Raw genomic sequence first — 16,634 nt, 5'->3', positions numbered from 1 at the left:
CGCTCACAACAGCTTCTGCCGTCTGGCCAGACTGATCAGATCGACGATGTTGGTGATGTTGAGTTTCTTCATCAGCCGGGTCTTGTAAGTGCTGACGGTTTTCTCGCTCAGCAGCATGCTCTGGGCAATCTGCTTGTTGGCATGGCCCTGGCAAATCTGCAACAGCACGCTCATCTCCCGGGAAGAGAGGCTGGAGAGCAGATCCTCGCGATCGACGGTATGGGCATGTCTGGCGCCGGCAATTACCTCACGAGGATAGTAGAGCAGCTTCTTTTCTATTTTTGCTATCGCATCCTTCAATAAAGACAAATCATCCAGCTTGGACAAAAAACCCTCAGCACCGGCTTGCAGACAACGCACCATAATATGGTGGGTCGATTGGGCAGACAGCACCAAGATCCGGGTACCTATATCCAGCAGCTTGAGTCTTTTAATGACTTCGATACCATCCAGCTTGGGAATTCCAATATCAAGAACCACGATATCGGGTCGGTTTATCTTGGCTGCAGAAATAGCATCAACACCATTATCAACCTCTGCTAAAACATGATGTCCATCCTGTTCAAGCAGCATTTTCACAGCCATTCTTATTGCTGGGTGATCATCTACAATCAATATCTTTGACATATATAAACCTGCTGTTTAGTCCTTCCCAAGTAGTATATTAACTATAAATCAAGCAGCTATACCATACAGCCCCCTTGATGTTCATAAGATGTTAAAAACTAATAAATCACAAATTTTAAAGCTGGCGCTGATTATATCCTTATTATTTTTCATATATTTATCAATCGGTTATTTATTCTGTACTTCGTTTACCCTCTCTGCCAGCCGAGTTTACTACGGCGGATTCCTAGCTCCCCATCACTACCTCCCCACCCCTTTAAGATTTTTCCTACGCAGCAATCAATCGATCCAGGCAAGTCCTATCGCTATCTTAGTCGAAGAAAAAACGAGCTGGTCCGAGGAACAACATGTTCCAAGGCCGGCTGCCTCCCTTGGTCAAATCGTCACCGGGGGCAATGAGATGCCCATGGCGGGCAATCAATCAACTAGGTGGCCTGCGCCGCCTATCAGAAAACATATAGGAAATATCGTAATGAAGAAGACTCTGATTGCACTGACCATCGCTGGACTGGGCTTTGCCGCTACCGCTCAAGCTGCCGTGGAAGCCTCCGCCGTAGCTACCTGGCAGGCCACCGCAAAGAAAGACACCACCTCCGAGCTGGTGGTAACCCCGCTCTCCAGCCTCTCCTTCCAATATGCAGAAGGGATCAAGGGGTTCAACACCGTCAACGGCCTGTTCGATGTCGCCATCAAGGGGGATGCCAGCGCCACCTCCTTCACCCTGAAGGCGAAAAAGCTCAACGGCACTCTGAATCACCTGGGTGGCGATTCCACTGTCGACGTGGGCGTGCTGTGGGGCGGCGCACCGGTCAGCACCACCGCCTATACCACGCTGATCGACACGGCGGCCGGCATCACTGGTGGCAACCTCTCCCCCATCGCCAACGGCTTCCAGAACGATGCGCAGCGCACCACGGCCCAGGGTTCTTTCACCTTCAACATCGAGAGCGCCACCGCCAACGGCAGCACCACCACCTTTGATGCCCTGCCGGATGGCCTGTGGAGCGGCGAAGTCAACGTCGAGTTCGTTGCGAACTGGGTCTGAGTCATTCACCGCATACCATTCGGGGCCCTGCGGGGCCCTTTTTACTCTCGAGACATCCCATGAATCTGAAAATCATAGCCATATGGTTGCTGCTCATTCCCGGCATCAGCCAGGCAATCAATGTCGGCGCCGTGACCACCTTCATCGACGCAGACAGCCAGGAAGTCGCCAAGCAGATCGAAAATGGCAGCGACCAGGCCAGGCTGGTCACGGTCACGGTCACGCGCATCTCCTCCCCGGAAGAGGGGGGACGGGAGATCCCCATGGAGGTGAGCGGTGAACTGATGCTGTCGCCCAGCCGGATGATGCTGCCCGCCAATGCCAAAAATAACGTGAGGTTCTTTTACAAGGGCCCACAAGATGACAAGGAGCGTTACTACCGCATCCGCTGGCTGGACACCGCCCTCTCCGCAGACGATCAGCGTAGCGAACGTCGGCAGGCGGTCGCCACCACCTCGGCCCAGATAGGCACAATCCTGGTGGTGACGCCGCGCCAGCAGCGATTTTCCTACGACCTGAAGGGCGACACCCTGACCAACAAGGGCAATGCCTCCTACCGCACCGTGGCGTACGGCCCCTGCCTGAAAAGCCAGGAGTTGTGCAAGGAGACCTACTACGACCTACCGGGCAAGCAGCGCCGGTTCAAGCAGGTCGACATGCATGACAAAAAGAGCCACTTGGGCCTGTGGCTGGGTCAGGAATTCGTCATCGTCAAATAACCTCTTTTTACCGGTACTGTCCTCGCCCCTCGCAGGGTGACGAGGCCCCGTTGCCGACATCTGGAACCATGGTGCTCGATATGTTGAAGAAAGCCTGGCTGTTGCCACTCTCATGGCTGATCGTGCTGTCAGCCCCGGCCAGCGCCACAGCCCCCCTCAGGATCGCCAACGTCATCATTCCCGCCAGCTTTGCTAGTGCACTGGAAGAGGGGCTGGCGGTGCCGGTGCGCCTCCAATACACGGATGAGGACAATCGGATCGACACCCTGACCGATGGCTCCATCGGCAACGCCACCCTTTTGCTCCAGGACGGCAAACTGCATTTGCTGCACCTTGATTTCAGTGCCGGCCAGCAGCAAGGACTGCTAAACGACGCCCTCACTGCCATGCTCTCCAGCAAACAGCAACGCACCTTTTCTGCAGATGGCAGCCTGCGGCTCGATGCCAATGCGAGCATGCAGCTGGACCTCGTAGCCATGCTGTTGACCATTAGGGTCTCGCGAGAAGCATTTGGCCAGGCCAAGCAGCCAGACAACCGGGTGGCATTGACCCCGACGGTCGATACCTTGACGGGGGTGCATCGCTACAACTTGGGCTACTCCTTCATCAGCAACCCGCAAAGCGGTCACAGCGACTCCAATTTCCTGCAACTGGACAGCACCGTCGGGCTAGGTGCCCATCATGTCGCCATGGACGCCTCCCTTTACAATCTGGGTAAGCCTGAGCAGACCGGAGATATCTACCGCGCCATGTACGAACGGGATCTCGATGATCGCCGCATCGCGGCAGGCATGGTGTCAACGTGGGACCTGCAGACCCTGGGGGTGGTGACGGGCCTGACCACGGGCCGCATCTACGGGGCGTCCTATGGCAACCAGGCGCAGTCTCGCAAACAGACGGCCAACGAATCGACCACGCCGGTACAAGTTTTCATGCCCGCCAATGGCGAGGCCAGAGTCTATAGGGATGGACGCCTGATCGGCCTGCAAAACCTGGCTATCGGCAACCAGAGCCTTGATACCTCTGCTTTCCCCAACGGTGTCTACAACGTCACGGTCGAAGTCCATGTGGATGGACGGCTGACCAGCACCACGACACAGCGTGTCACCAAGCTCGGCGGCAACCTCGGTTTTACCAAGGAGTGGGGCTGGCAATGGTGGGGAGGCATGATGGAAGGTACCCAAAACAGCGGCGATTCCCCCCTGTTTGGCGTATCGCTGGCGCGTTCGCTGGGCACCATTGAACTAGCCACCACTACCTATGCCTTCAAGGAAGCTGCGGTAGGCGAGGCGCGCGCAAGCTGGCAGGTCACCGATCGCCTCGGCACACAGCTGCAAAGCATGCTGGCTTCGGATCGTTCGTGGCGATTGGCCTCCAGCCTCTCCCTGCAGGCCCACGACTACGCCTCCTTGTGGATCAGCCAGGAGAAGCTGAAGACTGGCAGCACCCTGATGGTGGGCGATACCGAGCTCTACTCCGCCGGCATCACGCTCAACCTGGGTGGCTGGATCAGCGGACTGGGTCAGCTGACCTTCAACACCCAGCACGATCGCCAGATGAACAGCGATCGCAGCTATGCAGACTACTACCAGCACCTCTATGCGGGTCGATACGGCAACCTGTCGCTGCGCGCCAGCCTGCAGAGTGACAGTGGCACCCTCAATGGCTTCAGTAACAAGAGTGTCACCCTGGATTATTCGATTCCGTTCGACAACCTGTTCAGCTTTGGCATGAGCAGCAACGAACAGGGTCAGACAACGGCCAACCTCAGCTACCAGAAACGCATGGACGGCGTCATCAATCTGGCGGCATTCAATGCCTCGCGCATGGTGCACGGCAGCGATGAGCACAATACGGCTCTCTCCGGCACCCTGGGTTTCGAGCACAGTGCCATGGGCGGCACCATGACGCTGGGCCGCGGCCATGGCGGTGACATCAACGGCAACCTCATTGCACGGGGCGCCCTGGCCACCACGGAAAATGCCGTGACCGCATCGAGCCGGAGTGCCTCGGGTGCGGGCTTGATCATCAATACCGGGATCGCCCGTGAAGGGAAGATGATCGCCAAGGTGAATGGGCAGGACTACCCCCTGCAAGGGGAACAGACCTTCCTCGCCCTCTCCCCATATCAGGAATACGAGGTTGAGCTGCTCAACAGCAAGACGGGGAAAGACAGCTATGACATCAATACCGGCAAGCAGCGCTACACCCTGTTCCCCGGCAACGTCGCCACCCTGGATGCAAGCGATAGCGTCAAGGAGATGATAACTGTCTTCGGCGTACTCAAGGCAGAGGATGGCTCACTGCTGGCCAACGCCCGCATTGACAACCATATCGGGACCACGGTTACTAACGACGCTGGCGAATTTTCTCTGGATGTGGACAAGGCCAATCCCTTGCTGACCTTCCGCCAGGGGAGTGACTTCTGTGAAGCCGAGCTGGATCTTGCAAGACACACGGGCGCGGCCTGGGTCGGAGTCGTAACCTGCCAGGGACTGCCCACCTATGCCATGGTGAGGAAATATTGATCATGAAAATCACACACAGACTGCTATTGGTCATTGCGCTTGGTACTGGCTGGGCTCAGCAGGGCAGTGCAGCTGTCTCCAAAACCGTCTGGCCGAATGCACCACTTCGCAATTTCCTGTTCATTGAAAACCAGGAAGACAACAACCTGTTTGTTGCGCCAACCGATGCACTGGATCCACGACTGACCGGTGCGAATGCCTGGACCTCGCTCAAAGGAAATGGACAGGTGAGTCTGGCGTACGTTGATAACGGGTACAACACCGATATCAACAACTGGAACGTCGACATGTGGGAGAACGGCCCCATCCGTCGACCTTATGTCAACCAGCGGTGCATCATGACATATACCCGTTGCGATCCCGACACGGCAGAGGCAGTCAACAAGCCGGCCGTTGTCGATGATCTCGGCTTTTTCGGGCTCATGGGGGCATCCGCTGGATGGGGCCATGGCAAGCTGAGTCCAGGCTTCTTCGACTATCTGCGGGTAATGCCCGTTGGGGCTATTCTGAACAGGGAAATGAATCTGTGCAGGACCACGCTCAAATATGATGCTGCTGCGGGAGAACGCTGTGTCGATCAGAACAGCGGTAATTGGTATGTGAGGAACATGCAGCACAAGAAGGCCGGACATTTACGCTTCATACAAACCAACGCAATTAGCGAGGTGATCGTAGACAGCAATGGAACACCTTACGTATTGCCGGGTTCACAGGGTTGCGAGAACTACAGGCTGGGTACTCGAGACGGTATTTTGTGTCGATTTCTTGATTACAATTTCAATGAAGATGGTAGCCAGAGCTATAGCGAGCCTTATATGTATACCAATGTTAAAAACAGCTCGCTAAATAGCGCCATAGGCACAGCCGACCTGCAAATGAGCGCAGATCTAAAGAACTGGGCAAATAAGGGTTCTCGTTACAATATCAGTTACTTAAGGGGGCAACAGTCTGTCTACCTTTTCTTGTCTAGCAACTTTTTCAAGCAGGTCGTGAGACTGGGTTTACAAGAGCAGCTCACTCGCAGCCTGATCAACTTCAATATGAAAAACGGATATGCTCCAGAGAGTGGATATTATGAGTTCAGCGGTACAACTGAGATTCATATCAAACCACGGGATTTCAGCGTCTCGATCCTATCTTCGGATGGAGTAACCAATCCTTACAGGGAAGGCAGCGTCGGTAAAGATGTATTGAGCTTCCCATACAATATTTCGGATAGTGGCCCCATCAGTGCCGATCTGCTTGAGATCTCCATATCACAGGATAAGGGTGCCCCTTACCAGGGGTATTGCACTTTTTATCCTACCGGAACGTTCACCTCCGAACAGGCCGTACCAATACCGACCAGGCTGGTATTCGATTCGGCGACGCATGGTGCCGCCTCCCGACATGCCATTCGCTGTGATCGGACCCCGGTAGATATTCGCGCATTGGGCATACAAGACAGCCAGCCACCGCAGGAATGGAACGATCCGATCAACGGCAAAGGCATTACGCGGTTCTATCAACTGACGCTGGAATTTGACCTGACCGATCCCAGGGTACAGCGCACCGTCAACGATGAGATGTGGGAGGGTGCGGTAGAGCAAAGCGGCACCATTAACATCAAGGGAACCTGGCGCTGAGAATGGAGCACAACATGCATCGTCTTCTTTGGCCCTTGCTGGCCAGCCTCTTTGCCTCACAGGCCACGGCCATCGACATCGGGGCGATGACGGTTGCCATGGACCAGAAGGAAGAGTTCACCACGCGTACCGTGACCAACAACAGTGGCGCACCCAAGGTGTACGAAGTGCAGATGGAGAAGATCAGCGATCCCACGGCCAGAGGGCGCGCGGTGCCCACCATACCCGGTGAGCTGTTGTTTGCCCCCAAGCGCTTCACGCTGCACGGCAGGCAGGCACAGAACGTCAAGCTCTACTACAAGGGACCGGCGGATAGCCAGGAGCGTTACTATCGCATAACCTTCACCGAGTCGCCGGCAGCCCAGGTGGATGAAGGCGGTCAGGCGCAGCGCCGGGGAACCGTAGAGGTGAAGCTGGCTCTGCAATCCATCTTGGTCGTGCGCCCGCGTCAGTCACGTTTTGAATACCAGCTGGATCCGGCAAAGGGCAGCATCACCAATACCGGCAATACCTACTTCGAGTTCATGGTCAAACAGGGTTGTCAGCAGGCGGACAGCGAGGCCGACAGCAAGTACCTGCTGCCCGGCGAGACCTATCACAACTCCAGGATCGGTCAGCCGGGCAATCAGAAGCTGATCGTCTATCAATCCAGATTCATCCAGGTTGGCAAGGAGTGCTGGCCAGACTAGAGGCGCCCGGCACCGGGTGCCCGGGGTCCTGCCACCCTTCAAGGTTCAGGAGGAGAGGGTCGCAAGCGGGTGATCTGGATCTCCATCCTGGTCTATGCCTAGGATCTGGTCCCCGGCAAGGTCAGCACCATCTCTGGCCTCTTGTTCGGTTTCGCCTTCAGCATGGGGGTATAGGGGCGGCCCTTCTGGGCTGGCTAGTGGATCGCCCGCGAGGAATGCCGACCATAAAAAACGCGGCCTGAGAGGCCGCATCTGAAGTGGATGAGAACAAGGGCAGCTCAGCAGTACTGGCCAGCTACCCAACCGGAAGACCAGGCCCACTGGAAGTTGTAGCCACCGAGCCAGCCGGTCACGTCCACCACTTCGCCGATGAAGTAGAGGCCCGGCACCTTGCGCGCTTCCATGGTCTTGGAGGAGAGCTCGTTGGTATCGACGCCACCCAGGGTCACTTCTGCGGTGCGATACCCCTCGGTGCCGTTGGGCAGGATCTGCCAGTCACCCAGCAAGTTGGCCACCGCTTCCAGCTCCCGCTCGTTGTACTGACGCATCGGCTTGCTGACCAGCAGACCCAGTTCCACCAGCTTGTCGACGAAGCGCTTGGGCAGCTCGCGCCCCAGCACGGTTTTCAGCTCCTGCGCCGGGTGCGCCTGCGCCCATTCACGCAGGGCAGCCGGAATATCCAGCTCCGGCAGCAGGTTGATGTGGATCTTCTCGCCGGCATGCCAGTAGGAGGAGATCTGCAGGACGACGGGGCCGGAGAGGCCGCGATGGGTGAACAGCATCGCCTCCTTGAAGCGGGTGCCATCCTCGGCGGTCACCGCTACCGGCAGGCTGATGCCCGCCAGATCGGCAAAGGCCTCTTTCTCCGCCTGATGGAGGGTAAAGGGCACCAGACCGGCACGGGTCGGCAGCACCTTGAGACCGAACTGCTCCGCCAGCTTGAAGCCATACGGGGTCGCGCCCAGCTTGGGCATGGAGAGACCGCCGGTCGCCACCACCAGCGAGTGGCAGCCGATCTCACCCTTGCTGGTGGTCAACACAAAGCCTTCGTCCTGCTTGCTGACGGTGAGGATCTCGGTCTGGAACTGCAGGGTCACCCCGGCCCAGTCACACTCGGTGAGCAGCACATCGACGATATCCTTGGCACTCTCGAGACAGAACAGCTGCCCCAGGGTGCGCTCGTGATAGTTAACCCCGTGGCGATCCACCAGATCGATAAAGTCCTGCTGGGTGTAGCGAGCCAGCGCCGACTTGCTGAAGTGGGGATTCTCCGACAGGTAGGCGTGAGCACCAGCCTGATGGTTGGTGAAGTTGCAGCGGCCACCGCCACTGATGAGGATCTTGCGGCCCGGCTTCTTGGCGTTGTCGAGCACCAGCACGGAGCGGCCACGGTAGCCCGCCTGCGCCGCACACATCAATCCGGCCGCACCGGCCCCGATCACCACCACATCGACCTGCTTCATCATCACTCACTTATCAAAATAGAAACGGCACCTGGCCAGAACCGAGATTGCCTCTGGCGGAACAGAACCATAGTGGCTGCCCACCAGAATAAACAACGGCCCTTAAAAGGGCCGTTATTGTACTGGCTGAACACTAAGTGTCCACGACTATCAGGCGTTGCTGTCCATGATGCTGGCCGGGGCGCCCTTGGCCAGTTCGGCCAGCTCCTTGTCGATGAAGTAGAGGCCTTTGCCATCTTCACCCACCAGACCGAGACGGTCGACGATGCTCTTGAACAGCTTCTCCTCTTCATGCTGCTCGGCCACATACCACTGCAGGAAATTGAAGGTGGAGTAGTCCTGGGTAGTGAAGGCTACGTGAGCCAGACCATTGATGCACTTGGTGATGTGATACTCGTGCTCCAGGGTGGTACGGAACACATCGCCCAGCGACTTGAACTCGTGGGGAGGGGCATCGATGGCACCCAGCTTGGGCATGGCGCCAGTCTCGCTCACGTAGGTGAACAGACGCTCCATGTGCTGGCGCTCCTCGACCGCGTGCTGGCGCAGGAAGGTCGCCGCCCCTTCAAAGCCCTTGTCTTCGCACCAGGCGCTCATCTGCAGATAGAGATTGGAGGAGTAGAACTCCAGGTTAATCTGCTCGTTCAACTTCTCGATCATGGCTTGGGCCAGCATCTTGTTTCTCCTCAGTGATTTGGTATCGATTGTCGCCACACTCCCGCCGCGAATCAACCCGCCAACGAGAGGGAGATCCCGTTTCTTTGAGCTCAGGGGGTCAACTCGCCAAGGGAGGCGACATCCACCGGCGCTGCATAATCGACGCCCGGCAGCTCGAAGCCGTTGAGCTGCATGAAATCCTGCCGCAGCCCTGCAAAGTCCCCCAGCGCGTGGAAATTCTCCGGCGTCACCTTGGGCCAGAGCGCCGAAACGGCAGCCTGAATGGCCGGGTCGAGCTCGTGGTCATCCATCCGGATCAGCCGGTTACCATCGGCCACCACCCCATTGGGCCCGTACATCTTGGCGGCGAACAGTCGCTGCATCTGCTCGATGCAGCCCTCATGGACGCCACGCTCCTTCATCACCCCCATCAGCAGGCCGAGATAGACCGGCAGCACCGGGATATAGGCGCTCGCCTTGGTCACCAGCGCCTTGCAGACCGACACCCAGGCGTGACCACCAATCTCGGCCAGCTGCAGGTTGATGGTCTCGGCGGTGGCGTGCAGATGCTCCTTGGCATAACCGATGGTGCCATCCCGATAGAGGGGATAGGTGGATTCCGGGCCGATATAGGAGTAAGCGACGGTTTGCGCACCGGGGGCAAGACAATCGGTCTGCTGCAACGCCTGCATCCAGAGCTGCCAATCCTCGCCCCCCATCACGGTGACGGTATCGCGGATCTCCTCCGGCGTTGCTGGCGCCAGCGACTGCTGCACCAGGGTATCGCGCTCCAGATCCAGCCCCCAGCCGCTAAATGGCTGGCCTGTTGTCTTGAGCACCGAGCGCACTTGCGTGCCATCGGGCAGCACCCGGATGCCGCTTGCGAGCGAATAGATCACCAGATCCACCTGCCCCAGCTGCTGGCGGATGGTGTCGATGGCCTGCTGGCGCATGCCATCGGAGAAGGCATCGCCAATCAGGTTGATGGCGATACGCCCCTCCTGCTCCGCCTCCTTGCGAAACCAGATGTTGTTGTACCAACCGGCGCTGCCCAATCCTTTGTCGGAAGGGCCGCGCTCGAAGGAGATGCCGATGGTGTCGGCACCAGCCCCGAAGGCGAGTGCAATGCGCGACGCCAGTCCAAACCCGGAGGAAGCCCCCAGCACCAGCACCCGCTTGGGGCCGTTGAACGGGCCAGCGGCCTTGATCCGTTCGATCTGCTGCTGCACGGCGGCGCGACAGCCGATGGGGTGACAGTTGCGGGCAACACAACCTTGAATCTGGGGATGAATGATCATGGGAAGGCCTCCAAAGAAACTGGCTACAGCATAACCAAATCGAAGGAGATTAACTTGATGCCGGATCGCTATCAGTCAGAAAATCAGCGGGAATTGAGGCAGAAAAACAAAAGGGAACACGTGGCTCCCCAAAGCGGTATTCAGATGCTTTTTGTTGTTTTGTGTTCATTGCGAAGCACGGGCCCATCCTATGCCTCTCCCCCCAGATCGGCAAGCCGAGGGGTGTGACCGGCGTCAAACTCTTGTTTAATTTATAGGCAAATAGTGGTTAATAACTGAGTTGTTGACCCTGTGTCACACGTCATTAAACTCATTTAAATCCCAAAACTGTGCCTGAGGCACCATTTTAGTTTCAGCAGAGATTGGTATAGTGGGCTGAAGGATCGGTAAGGAGAACCCCCATGAGTGGAACAACCTATTACAAGCATATTCTGGCCGCGATCGACCTCTCTGAAGACAACCGCAAGGTGATCGACAAGGCGGTGGACAGAGCCCGCTCCAACGGCGCCAAGCTGTCGGTTATCCATGTCGATGTGGACCTCAAGGATCTCTACACCGAGATGATCGATATCGACATCGACAACGTGCAGGATCAGGTGATTGCCGAAGCGAAAGAGAAGCTGGAGGCATTTCTGGCCTCGGTGGACTATCCCATCGAGAAGAAGCTGGTGATCTGCGGCGATCTGAGCGAGCGGGTCAATCAGGCGGTCAAGGAGTACGAGATCGACCTGCTGGTGTGCGGCCATCGCCAGAGCTTCTGGAGCCTGCTCACCTCCAGCGCCCGTCAGCTGATGAATACGGTGCCCTGCGATCTGCTGGTCGTCCCCTTGCAGAAGTAATGAAACCGGCGTAGTTTGATTTGCTATGAACATGACCGCATTCAATCACAACTACTGGTGGTGCTACTCCTAAACAGGCGGCACCGCGTTTCTATTGTAAATTTCCCAAAGAAAACACCGTGACCGCCGAGAGGCGGTCAACTGTTTTTATCCCTTTGTCGCCTCCCGGCTCACCCAACTGGAGAGAGTGACATGCACAACCCTGTAATCCTGACTGGCGATCGTCCCACCGGCAAACTGCACATCGGCCACTATGTCGGCTCCCTGCGCCAGCGCGTCGAAGCTCAGCACCACTACCGTCAATTCGTGATGATCGCCGACCTGCAGGCGCTGACCGACAACGGCCACAATCCGGCCAAGGTGACCGACAACGTGCTGGAGGTGATGGCCGACTATCTGGCGGTCGGTCTCGACCCGGCCAAGACCACCTTCTGCCTGCAGAGCGCCCTGCCCGCCCTCGCCGAACTCACCTGTTACTACCTCAATCTGGTCAGCGTCGCCCGGCTGGAGCGCAACCCCACCGTCAAGGCGGAGATCCAGCAAAAAGGGTTCGAACGCACGCTGCCGGCCGGTTTTCTGGTCTATCCGGTCAGTCAGGCCGCCGACATCACCGCCTTTCGCGCCGGCCACGTGCCGGTCGGGGAAGATCAGCTGCCGATGCTGGAGCAGACCAACGAGATCGTCCGCCGCTTCAACTCTCTGGTAGGCAAAGAGGTGCTGACCGAATGCCAGCCGATCCTGAGCGACACCGGCCGCCTGCCCGGCATCGACGGCAAGGCCAAGATGTCCAAATCCCTCGGCAACACCATAGAGCTCGGCATGTCGGCGGAAGAGATCAAACAGGCGGTGTTCGCCATGTATACCGACCCCAACCACCTCAAGGTGAGCGATCCGGGTCAGGTGGAGGGAAATACGGTGTTCGCCTATCTCGATGCTTTCCACCCCGACAAGGCGCTGGTCGCCGAGATGAAGGCCCACTACCGACGAGGCGGACTGGGGGACATGCGCTGCAAACAGGTGCTCAATGACTGCCTGCAAACCCTGCTCGCCCCGATGCGGGAGCGCCGGGCCGCGGCCATTGCCGACAAGAAGATGCTGCTGGAGCTGCTCTATCAAGGCACCGAGCAGGCTCGCATCATCACCGATGAGGTATTGGCGGAGGTGAAAAGCGCCATGGGGCTCGACTACTTCGCCAGCATCCGCTGAGCGGGAGTCCCGAGTGCATCGTCGCCATAGAGGTCGAACACCAACTGGTGCAACAGGCTCTTGAACCAGCCGATCGCCTCGTCGTGGGCGGTGAGCGGATGCCCTGCCATCAGGTAAACGATCGGGATGGCGGGGTCGAGCTGGTGCATCCGCAGCGGGTAGTAGCGGCAGAAGTGGCGTCCGATCATCTCGGGCACCACCACCAGATAGCGGCCGGTCGCCATCAACGGCGGCACCGCCATAAAGCTCGGCAACCGTACGCCCAACTCCCGCTCCACCCCGAAGCGAGCCAGCCAGAGCTCCACCATCGCCTGACTGTGACCCCAGCTGGAGGTGTGGATGTGGGGACGGCTCACCAGCTCGACCGGGGTCAGCACATCGGGCAACTCGCTACCGAGTGGCGACAGGCAGACCAGCGGGTTGTTGAACCACTCCTCCCGCCACAAACGGGGTGAGAGGTGATTCGCCCCGGCGAAACCGATCACCAGATCCAGCTCACCCTTTTCCAACTCCCGCTCGTAGTCGCTGTCCGCCAGCTCGCACACCTCAAGCCGACAGTGAGGGGCCTGCCGATGGAGCCGCTCCACCAGCATTGGCACCAGCCCGTGCTCTACCGAACCCGGGGTGGCGATGCGGAAAATCCGCCGTGCGGTAGCGGGATCAAACCCTTTGGCCTGCCGCAATCCCTGCTCCAGCATTGCCAGCGCCTGGCGCACCGGCCCGGCCAGCGCCTTGGCCCGCTCGGTCGGCATCATCTCGCGCCGACTCATCACGAACAGCGGGTCATCCAGCGCCACCCTCAGCCGCCCCAAGGCGTGACTGACAGTGGATTGGGACAAATGCAGCCGTTCGGCGGCACGAGTGACATTGCGCTCCTGCATCAGCATGTCGAATACGGCGAGCAGGTTGAGGTCAAGACGGGCGAGCGAGCTATCCATCGATATTAGCCATAGTTAAATGCCAACAATTCATTTTTACCATAGTAACAGATTGCCTAGAATGCGCTGGCTTAATACATCGGAGATTCAAATGCGTAGCTATCTGTTATTGCTGGCCATTGGCCTGCTGTGGGGTTCCCAATTCATTTTCATGCACCAAGCCGTTGCCGAGTTGCCCCCCATTCTGGTGGCTGCCGGTCGTGCCCTGTGCGGCAGCCTGACCCTGGGTCTGCTCTGCCTGTTCATGCGACTCAAGAGTGAACACACCCCGTGGCGCACCTATATGCTGATCGCCCTGCTGGATGCCACCATCCCCTTCATCATGGTCGCCTGGGGCCAACAGTACGTGGATAGCGCAATCGCCGCCGTGGTCATGGGTTGTATCCCGTTTGTGACCATTCTGGCTGCACCGCTGTTTATTTCTGGTGAAAGAATAACCAAAACCGGTCTGCTTTCCGTGATCATCGGCTTTGCCGGTGTGCTCACCCTGTTCTGGCCGAAACTCTCCCAGGGCATGAACGCCGGTCTGCTTGGTGCCATGGCCATCCTGCTGGGAGCCAGCTGCTTCGCCATCGGCCTGCTGATGATCAAGCGCTTCGCCAAGGACCATCCGGTCGTGGTCGCCCGCAATATCCTGATCTCCTCGGCAATCCAGTTGCTGCTGGTCGCCCCCTTCATGGTTGATCTCAGCAGCCTGACCCTGCCGAGCACCCAGGCCCTGAGCGCGATCACCGTGCTGGGTACCCTCTGTACCGGTCTGGTCTACTTCCTCTACATGGCGCTGATCCAGAAGGCCGGCCCGACGTTCGCCTCCTTCAGCAACTATCTGGTGCCGCTGTTCGGCGTGATGCTGGGTGCCCTGTTCCTCGGCGAGCAGATCCATCCCACCACAGGTGTTGCTCTGGCCCTGATCCTCGGCTCGGTCGCCATGAACCAGTGGGCGCAACAGCGTCGCATGCAGCGCGAGGTCTCCCTATGTCAGGCATCCTGACCACACTGTGCGGTGGTCTGGTACTGATTGCCGGCTGGCAGTATCGCCAGCGACTGGCCGGGATCCTGGGCCTGCTGATGGTACTGCTGCCCTGGTTCTTCGATAGCAAGCTGCAAGCCATGTTGAGCTATGCCCTGAATGCCTGAAGTCCATCTCTGAATGTGTGACGAGAGTCTATCTCTCCTGTTTTTGGGACTGTTTTAAAAAACCTCCGATTTGTCCCCCGCTACCGGCGCTCTGCGCCGGTTTTTTTATGTTCGAGATCAGGAGAAGACCGTTACCTGTTATCAACTGTTTTGATGGGGGGCTGATCTAACAGTGGTTTCTCACCAACAGTGAATCCTTAAAGAACTGGGTATTAGGAATAAAACCGACTCATTAAGGTAATTTACATGCGTACTGATCTTGTCATATCCGATACCCTTCATGCCTTGGCGACCAATAGTCCGTTAGAAAACCTATGCGTTGCCGTAGCAGCGTTTGCCCTGATAAGGCTGATAAACGCTTTTGCAGAGCTACTGACAACATAGAGTGTGAGCAACACCTTCACGGGAAACTTAGCCGAGCTCGCCAGACTGATACACATTCCACCAGTCAGCCTGATATATCAGACTGACTGGCCAAAAAAGCCAACGACAACCATCTGAAACTCAAACCGAATAGCGATAGCTGAGTCGCTCGTTCTTGCGCGGCCCGGTGATCTGCCAGCTCAGCAGAAAACCGCCGTCTATCTCGGTCAGCTCGGCGCTGTAGTGATCCGCCCCGCACAGATGGGGCTCGGCGGTCAGCCAGCAGCCATCCCCCTGCGGCAGCAGCTCGAACAGTTCGACCGGCTCCTCATAACGCAGATGGGAGAGACGGATCCCCCGCGCACTGCGCTGCCACCAGAAGCGGTTGTGCATGGCGAGCTCCCTACCATGAGGCGTGATGTAACGGCCATGCTCGTTAAACAGCCAGCCCCCCTGATGATCGGCCACCTGCACACGCCCCTCGCCCCGACCATTCCAGTCGGTCGCCGACCCCTCGCCATTGCTGGCGGTAAAGAAAAATGCTCCGACCTGTGGCAATCGCGCCCATAAACGCTGGATTGCCGCTTCCATCTCGGCCATCATAGCCCCCTTAAAATTGACAACTGACGATAAATCAAACACATGAACTACTTGATAGGGGTCACCCTGCTCTGGTCATTCTCCTTCAGCCTGATCGGGGTCTACCTCGCCGGTCAGGTGGATGCCTACTTCTCGGTGCTGACCCGCATCGCCCTCGCCAGTCTGGTGTTTCTCCCCTTCCTGCGCCGCCGCTGGCTGCGCCCCGATCTGGCGGCCAAGCTGATGGCGCTGGGCGCCATCCAGCTCGGCATCATGTATCTCTTCTACTACCACTCCTTCCTGCTGCTGACGGTGCCGGAAGTACTGGTCTTTACCATCTTCACCCCCATCTACGTCACCCTGCTCCACGATCTGCTGGAGGGGCGCTTCAAGCCCACCTATCTGTGGGGCGCCCTGCTGGCGGTGCTCGGGGCTGCCGTCATCCGCTTCGACGGCCTGACCGAAAGTTATGTGCTGGGATTTCTGGTGGTGCAGGGGGCCAACCTCTGTTTCGCCCTAGGTCAAGTGGGCTACAAGGTACTGCTGGCAAGGGAGGCGGAGCAACCGCCGCAACTGGCGGTGTTCGGCTGCTTCTATCTGGGAGCGCTGGTGATCGCATTGCCCGCCTGGTGGCTGCTGGGCAAGCCGCAATACCCAACGTCAGGGTTGCAGTGGGGCATTCTGCTCTGGTTGGGGGTGGGTGCCTCCGGCCTCGGCTACTTCCTCTGGAACAAGGGGGCGACGCTGGTCACCAGCGGGGTGCTGGCCATCATGAACAATGCGCTAATTCCGGCCGGCTTGCTGGTCAATCTGCTGCTCTGGGGCAAGGATACCGACCTGACCCGACTGACCATCGGCGGCCTGCTGATGCTGGCCTCGCTCTGGGTCTGCCAGCGTGACAAGCGCGGCCTACCCTGACCG

At 58.1% G+C, this 16,634-nt stretch carries 16 protein-coding genes and 1 pseudogene; 11 read left to right on the top strand and 6 right to left on the bottom strand.

All coding sequences use genetic code 11. The annotated features are described in order from the left end of the window. Window positions 1–3 precede the first annotated feature (3 nt). Entirely contained in the window at window positions 4–627 is a 624-nt protein-coding gene (locus G5229_RS17705; protein ID WP_236302647.1) for a response regulator transcription factor, read from the bottom strand. Window positions 628–1,099: 472 nt separating this feature from the next. On the opposite strand from G5229_RS17705, the gene ecpA reads away from it, so the two are divergent. From ecpA to G5229_RS17675, 6 genes and pseudogenes are all read left to right on the top strand, one after another. Beyond that, window positions 1,100–1,672 carry a common pilus major fimbrillin subunit EcpA gene (gene ecpA, locus G5229_RS17700; RefSeq protein ID WP_421209844.1) on the top strand — a complete coding sequence of 191 codons (573 nt, stop codon included), beginning with the start codon at window positions 1,100–1,102 and terminating at the stop codon, window positions 1,670–1,672. 59 nt (window positions 1,673–1,731) lie between these two features. After that, window positions 1,732–2,391, top strand: a complete 660-nt coding sequence (locus G5229_RS17695; RefSeq protein ID WP_421209842.1) for a fimbria/pilus periplasmic chaperone — start codon at window positions 1,732–1,734, stop codon at window positions 2,389–2,391. Between the two features lie 80 nt (window positions 2,392–2,471). Continuing rightward, the gene (locus tag G5229_RS17690) at window positions 2,472–4,919 is read left to right on the top strand and encodes a CS1-pili formation C-terminal domain-containing protein (protein WP_421209840.1); all 2,448 of its coding nucleotides are present in this window, start codon (window positions 2,472–2,474) and stop codon (window positions 4,917–4,919) included. 2 nt (window positions 4,920–4,921) lie between these two features. Then, on the top strand, window positions 4,922–6,544 hold the full coding sequence (locus tag G5229_RS17685; protein ID WP_421209838.1) for a hypothetical protein: 1,623 nt from the start codon (window positions 4,922–4,924) through the stop codon (window positions 6,542–6,544). A gap of 14 nt (window positions 6,545–6,558) precedes the next feature. Beyond that, complete coding sequence (locus G5229_RS17680) at window positions 6,559–7,233, top strand: fimbrial biogenesis chaperone (RefSeq protein ID WP_323911218.1); 675 nt, start codon at window positions 6,559–6,561, stop codon at window positions 7,231–7,233. Window positions 7,234–7,314: 81 nt separating this feature from the next. Further along, a pseudogene (locus tag G5229_RS17675) lies at window positions 7,315–7,436 on the top strand (MFS transporter); the annotation flags it as partial. Window positions 7,437–7,511: 75 nt separating this feature from the next. Here G5229_RS17675 and G5229_RS17670 read toward each other — a convergent pair. From G5229_RS17670 to fabV, 3 genes are all read right to left on the bottom strand, one after another. Beyond that, complete coding sequence (locus G5229_RS17670) at window positions 7,512–8,696, bottom strand: NAD(P)/FAD-dependent oxidoreductase (RefSeq protein ID WP_421209864.1); 1,185 nt, start codon at window positions 8,694–8,696, stop codon at window positions 7,512–7,514. 150 nt (window positions 8,697–8,846) lie between these two features. Beyond that, window positions 8,847–9,371, bottom strand: a complete 525-nt coding sequence (gene ftnA / locus G5229_RS17665; protein ID WP_005339225.1) for a non-heme ferritin — start codon at window positions 9,369–9,371, stop codon at window positions 8,847–8,849. 92 nt (window positions 9,372–9,463) lie between these two features. Then, on the bottom strand, window positions 9,464–10,651 hold the full coding sequence (gene fabV / locus G5229_RS17660; RefSeq protein ID WP_421209836.1) for an enoyl-ACP reductase FabV: 1,188 nt from the start codon (window positions 10,649–10,651) through the stop codon (window positions 9,464–9,466). Between the two features lie 401 nt (window positions 10,652–11,052). Here fabV and G5229_RS17655 point away from each other — a divergent pair, with 401 nt between their 5' ends. Both G5229_RS17655 and trpS read left to right on the top strand, forming a co-directional pair. Next, window positions 11,053–11,490, top strand: coding sequence for a universal stress protein (locus G5229_RS17655; RefSeq protein WP_005339229.1), 438 nt, complete (start codon window positions 11,053–11,055; stop codon window positions 11,488–11,490). Between the two features lie 192 nt (window positions 11,491–11,682). Continuing rightward, window positions 11,683–12,696 (top strand): tryptophan--tRNA ligase, encoded by a 1,014-nt coding sequence (gene trpS, locus G5229_RS17650; RefSeq protein ID WP_421209834.1) that lies wholly within the window; start codon window positions 11,683–11,685, stop codon window positions 12,694–12,696. Here the strand turns inward: trpS and G5229_RS17645 are convergent. After that, window positions 12,675–13,634 carry a LysR family transcriptional regulator gene (locus tag G5229_RS17645; RefSeq protein ID WP_127007941.1) on the bottom strand — a complete coding sequence of 320 codons (960 nt, stop codon included), beginning with the start codon at window positions 13,632–13,634 and terminating at the stop codon, window positions 12,675–12,677. The two genes, trpS and G5229_RS17645, sit on opposite strands and share 22 nt — an antisense overlap. A 91-nt stretch (window positions 13,635–13,725) precedes the next feature. Between G5229_RS17645 and G5229_RS17640 the strand changes: the two genes are divergently transcribed. Then, complete coding sequence (locus G5229_RS17640; RefSeq protein ID WP_005355734.1) at window positions 13,726–14,625, top strand: DMT family transporter; 900 nt, start codon at window positions 13,726–13,728, stop codon at window positions 14,623–14,625. Further along, complete coding sequence (locus G5229_RS17635) at window positions 14,610–14,771, top strand: hypothetical protein (protein WP_005339236.1); 162 nt, start codon at window positions 14,610–14,612, stop codon at window positions 14,769–14,771. The genes G5229_RS17640 and G5229_RS17635 overlap by 16 nt, the downstream gene beginning before the upstream one ends. Before the next feature lie 504 nt (window positions 14,772–15,275). Here the strand turns inward: G5229_RS17635 and G5229_RS17630 are convergent. Beyond that, window positions 15,276–15,734, bottom strand: coding sequence for a DUF6314 family protein (locus tag G5229_RS17630; RefSeq protein ID WP_421206846.1), 459 nt, complete (start codon window positions 15,732–15,734; stop codon window positions 15,276–15,278). Window positions 15,735–15,776: 42 nt separating this feature from the next. Here G5229_RS17630 and G5229_RS17625 point away from each other — a divergent pair, with 42 nt between their 5' ends. Next, a complete protein-coding gene (locus G5229_RS17625) occupies window positions 15,777–16,631 on the top strand; it encodes a carboxylate/amino acid/amine transporter (RefSeq protein ID WP_204384776.1) in 855 nt (284 codons plus the stop codon). Window positions 16,632–16,634: the final 3 nt, after the last annotated feature.

It is taken from the genome of Aeromonas sp. 602396 (assembly GCF_049173735.1).
Taxonomy (GTDB): Bacteria; Pseudomonadota; Gammaproteobacteria; order Enterobacterales; family Aeromonadaceae; genus Aeromonas; species Aeromonas veronii_A.
The sequence above is the reverse complement of the archived record's forward strand: the minus strand, read 5'-3'. Positions and strand labels throughout refer to the sequence as shown.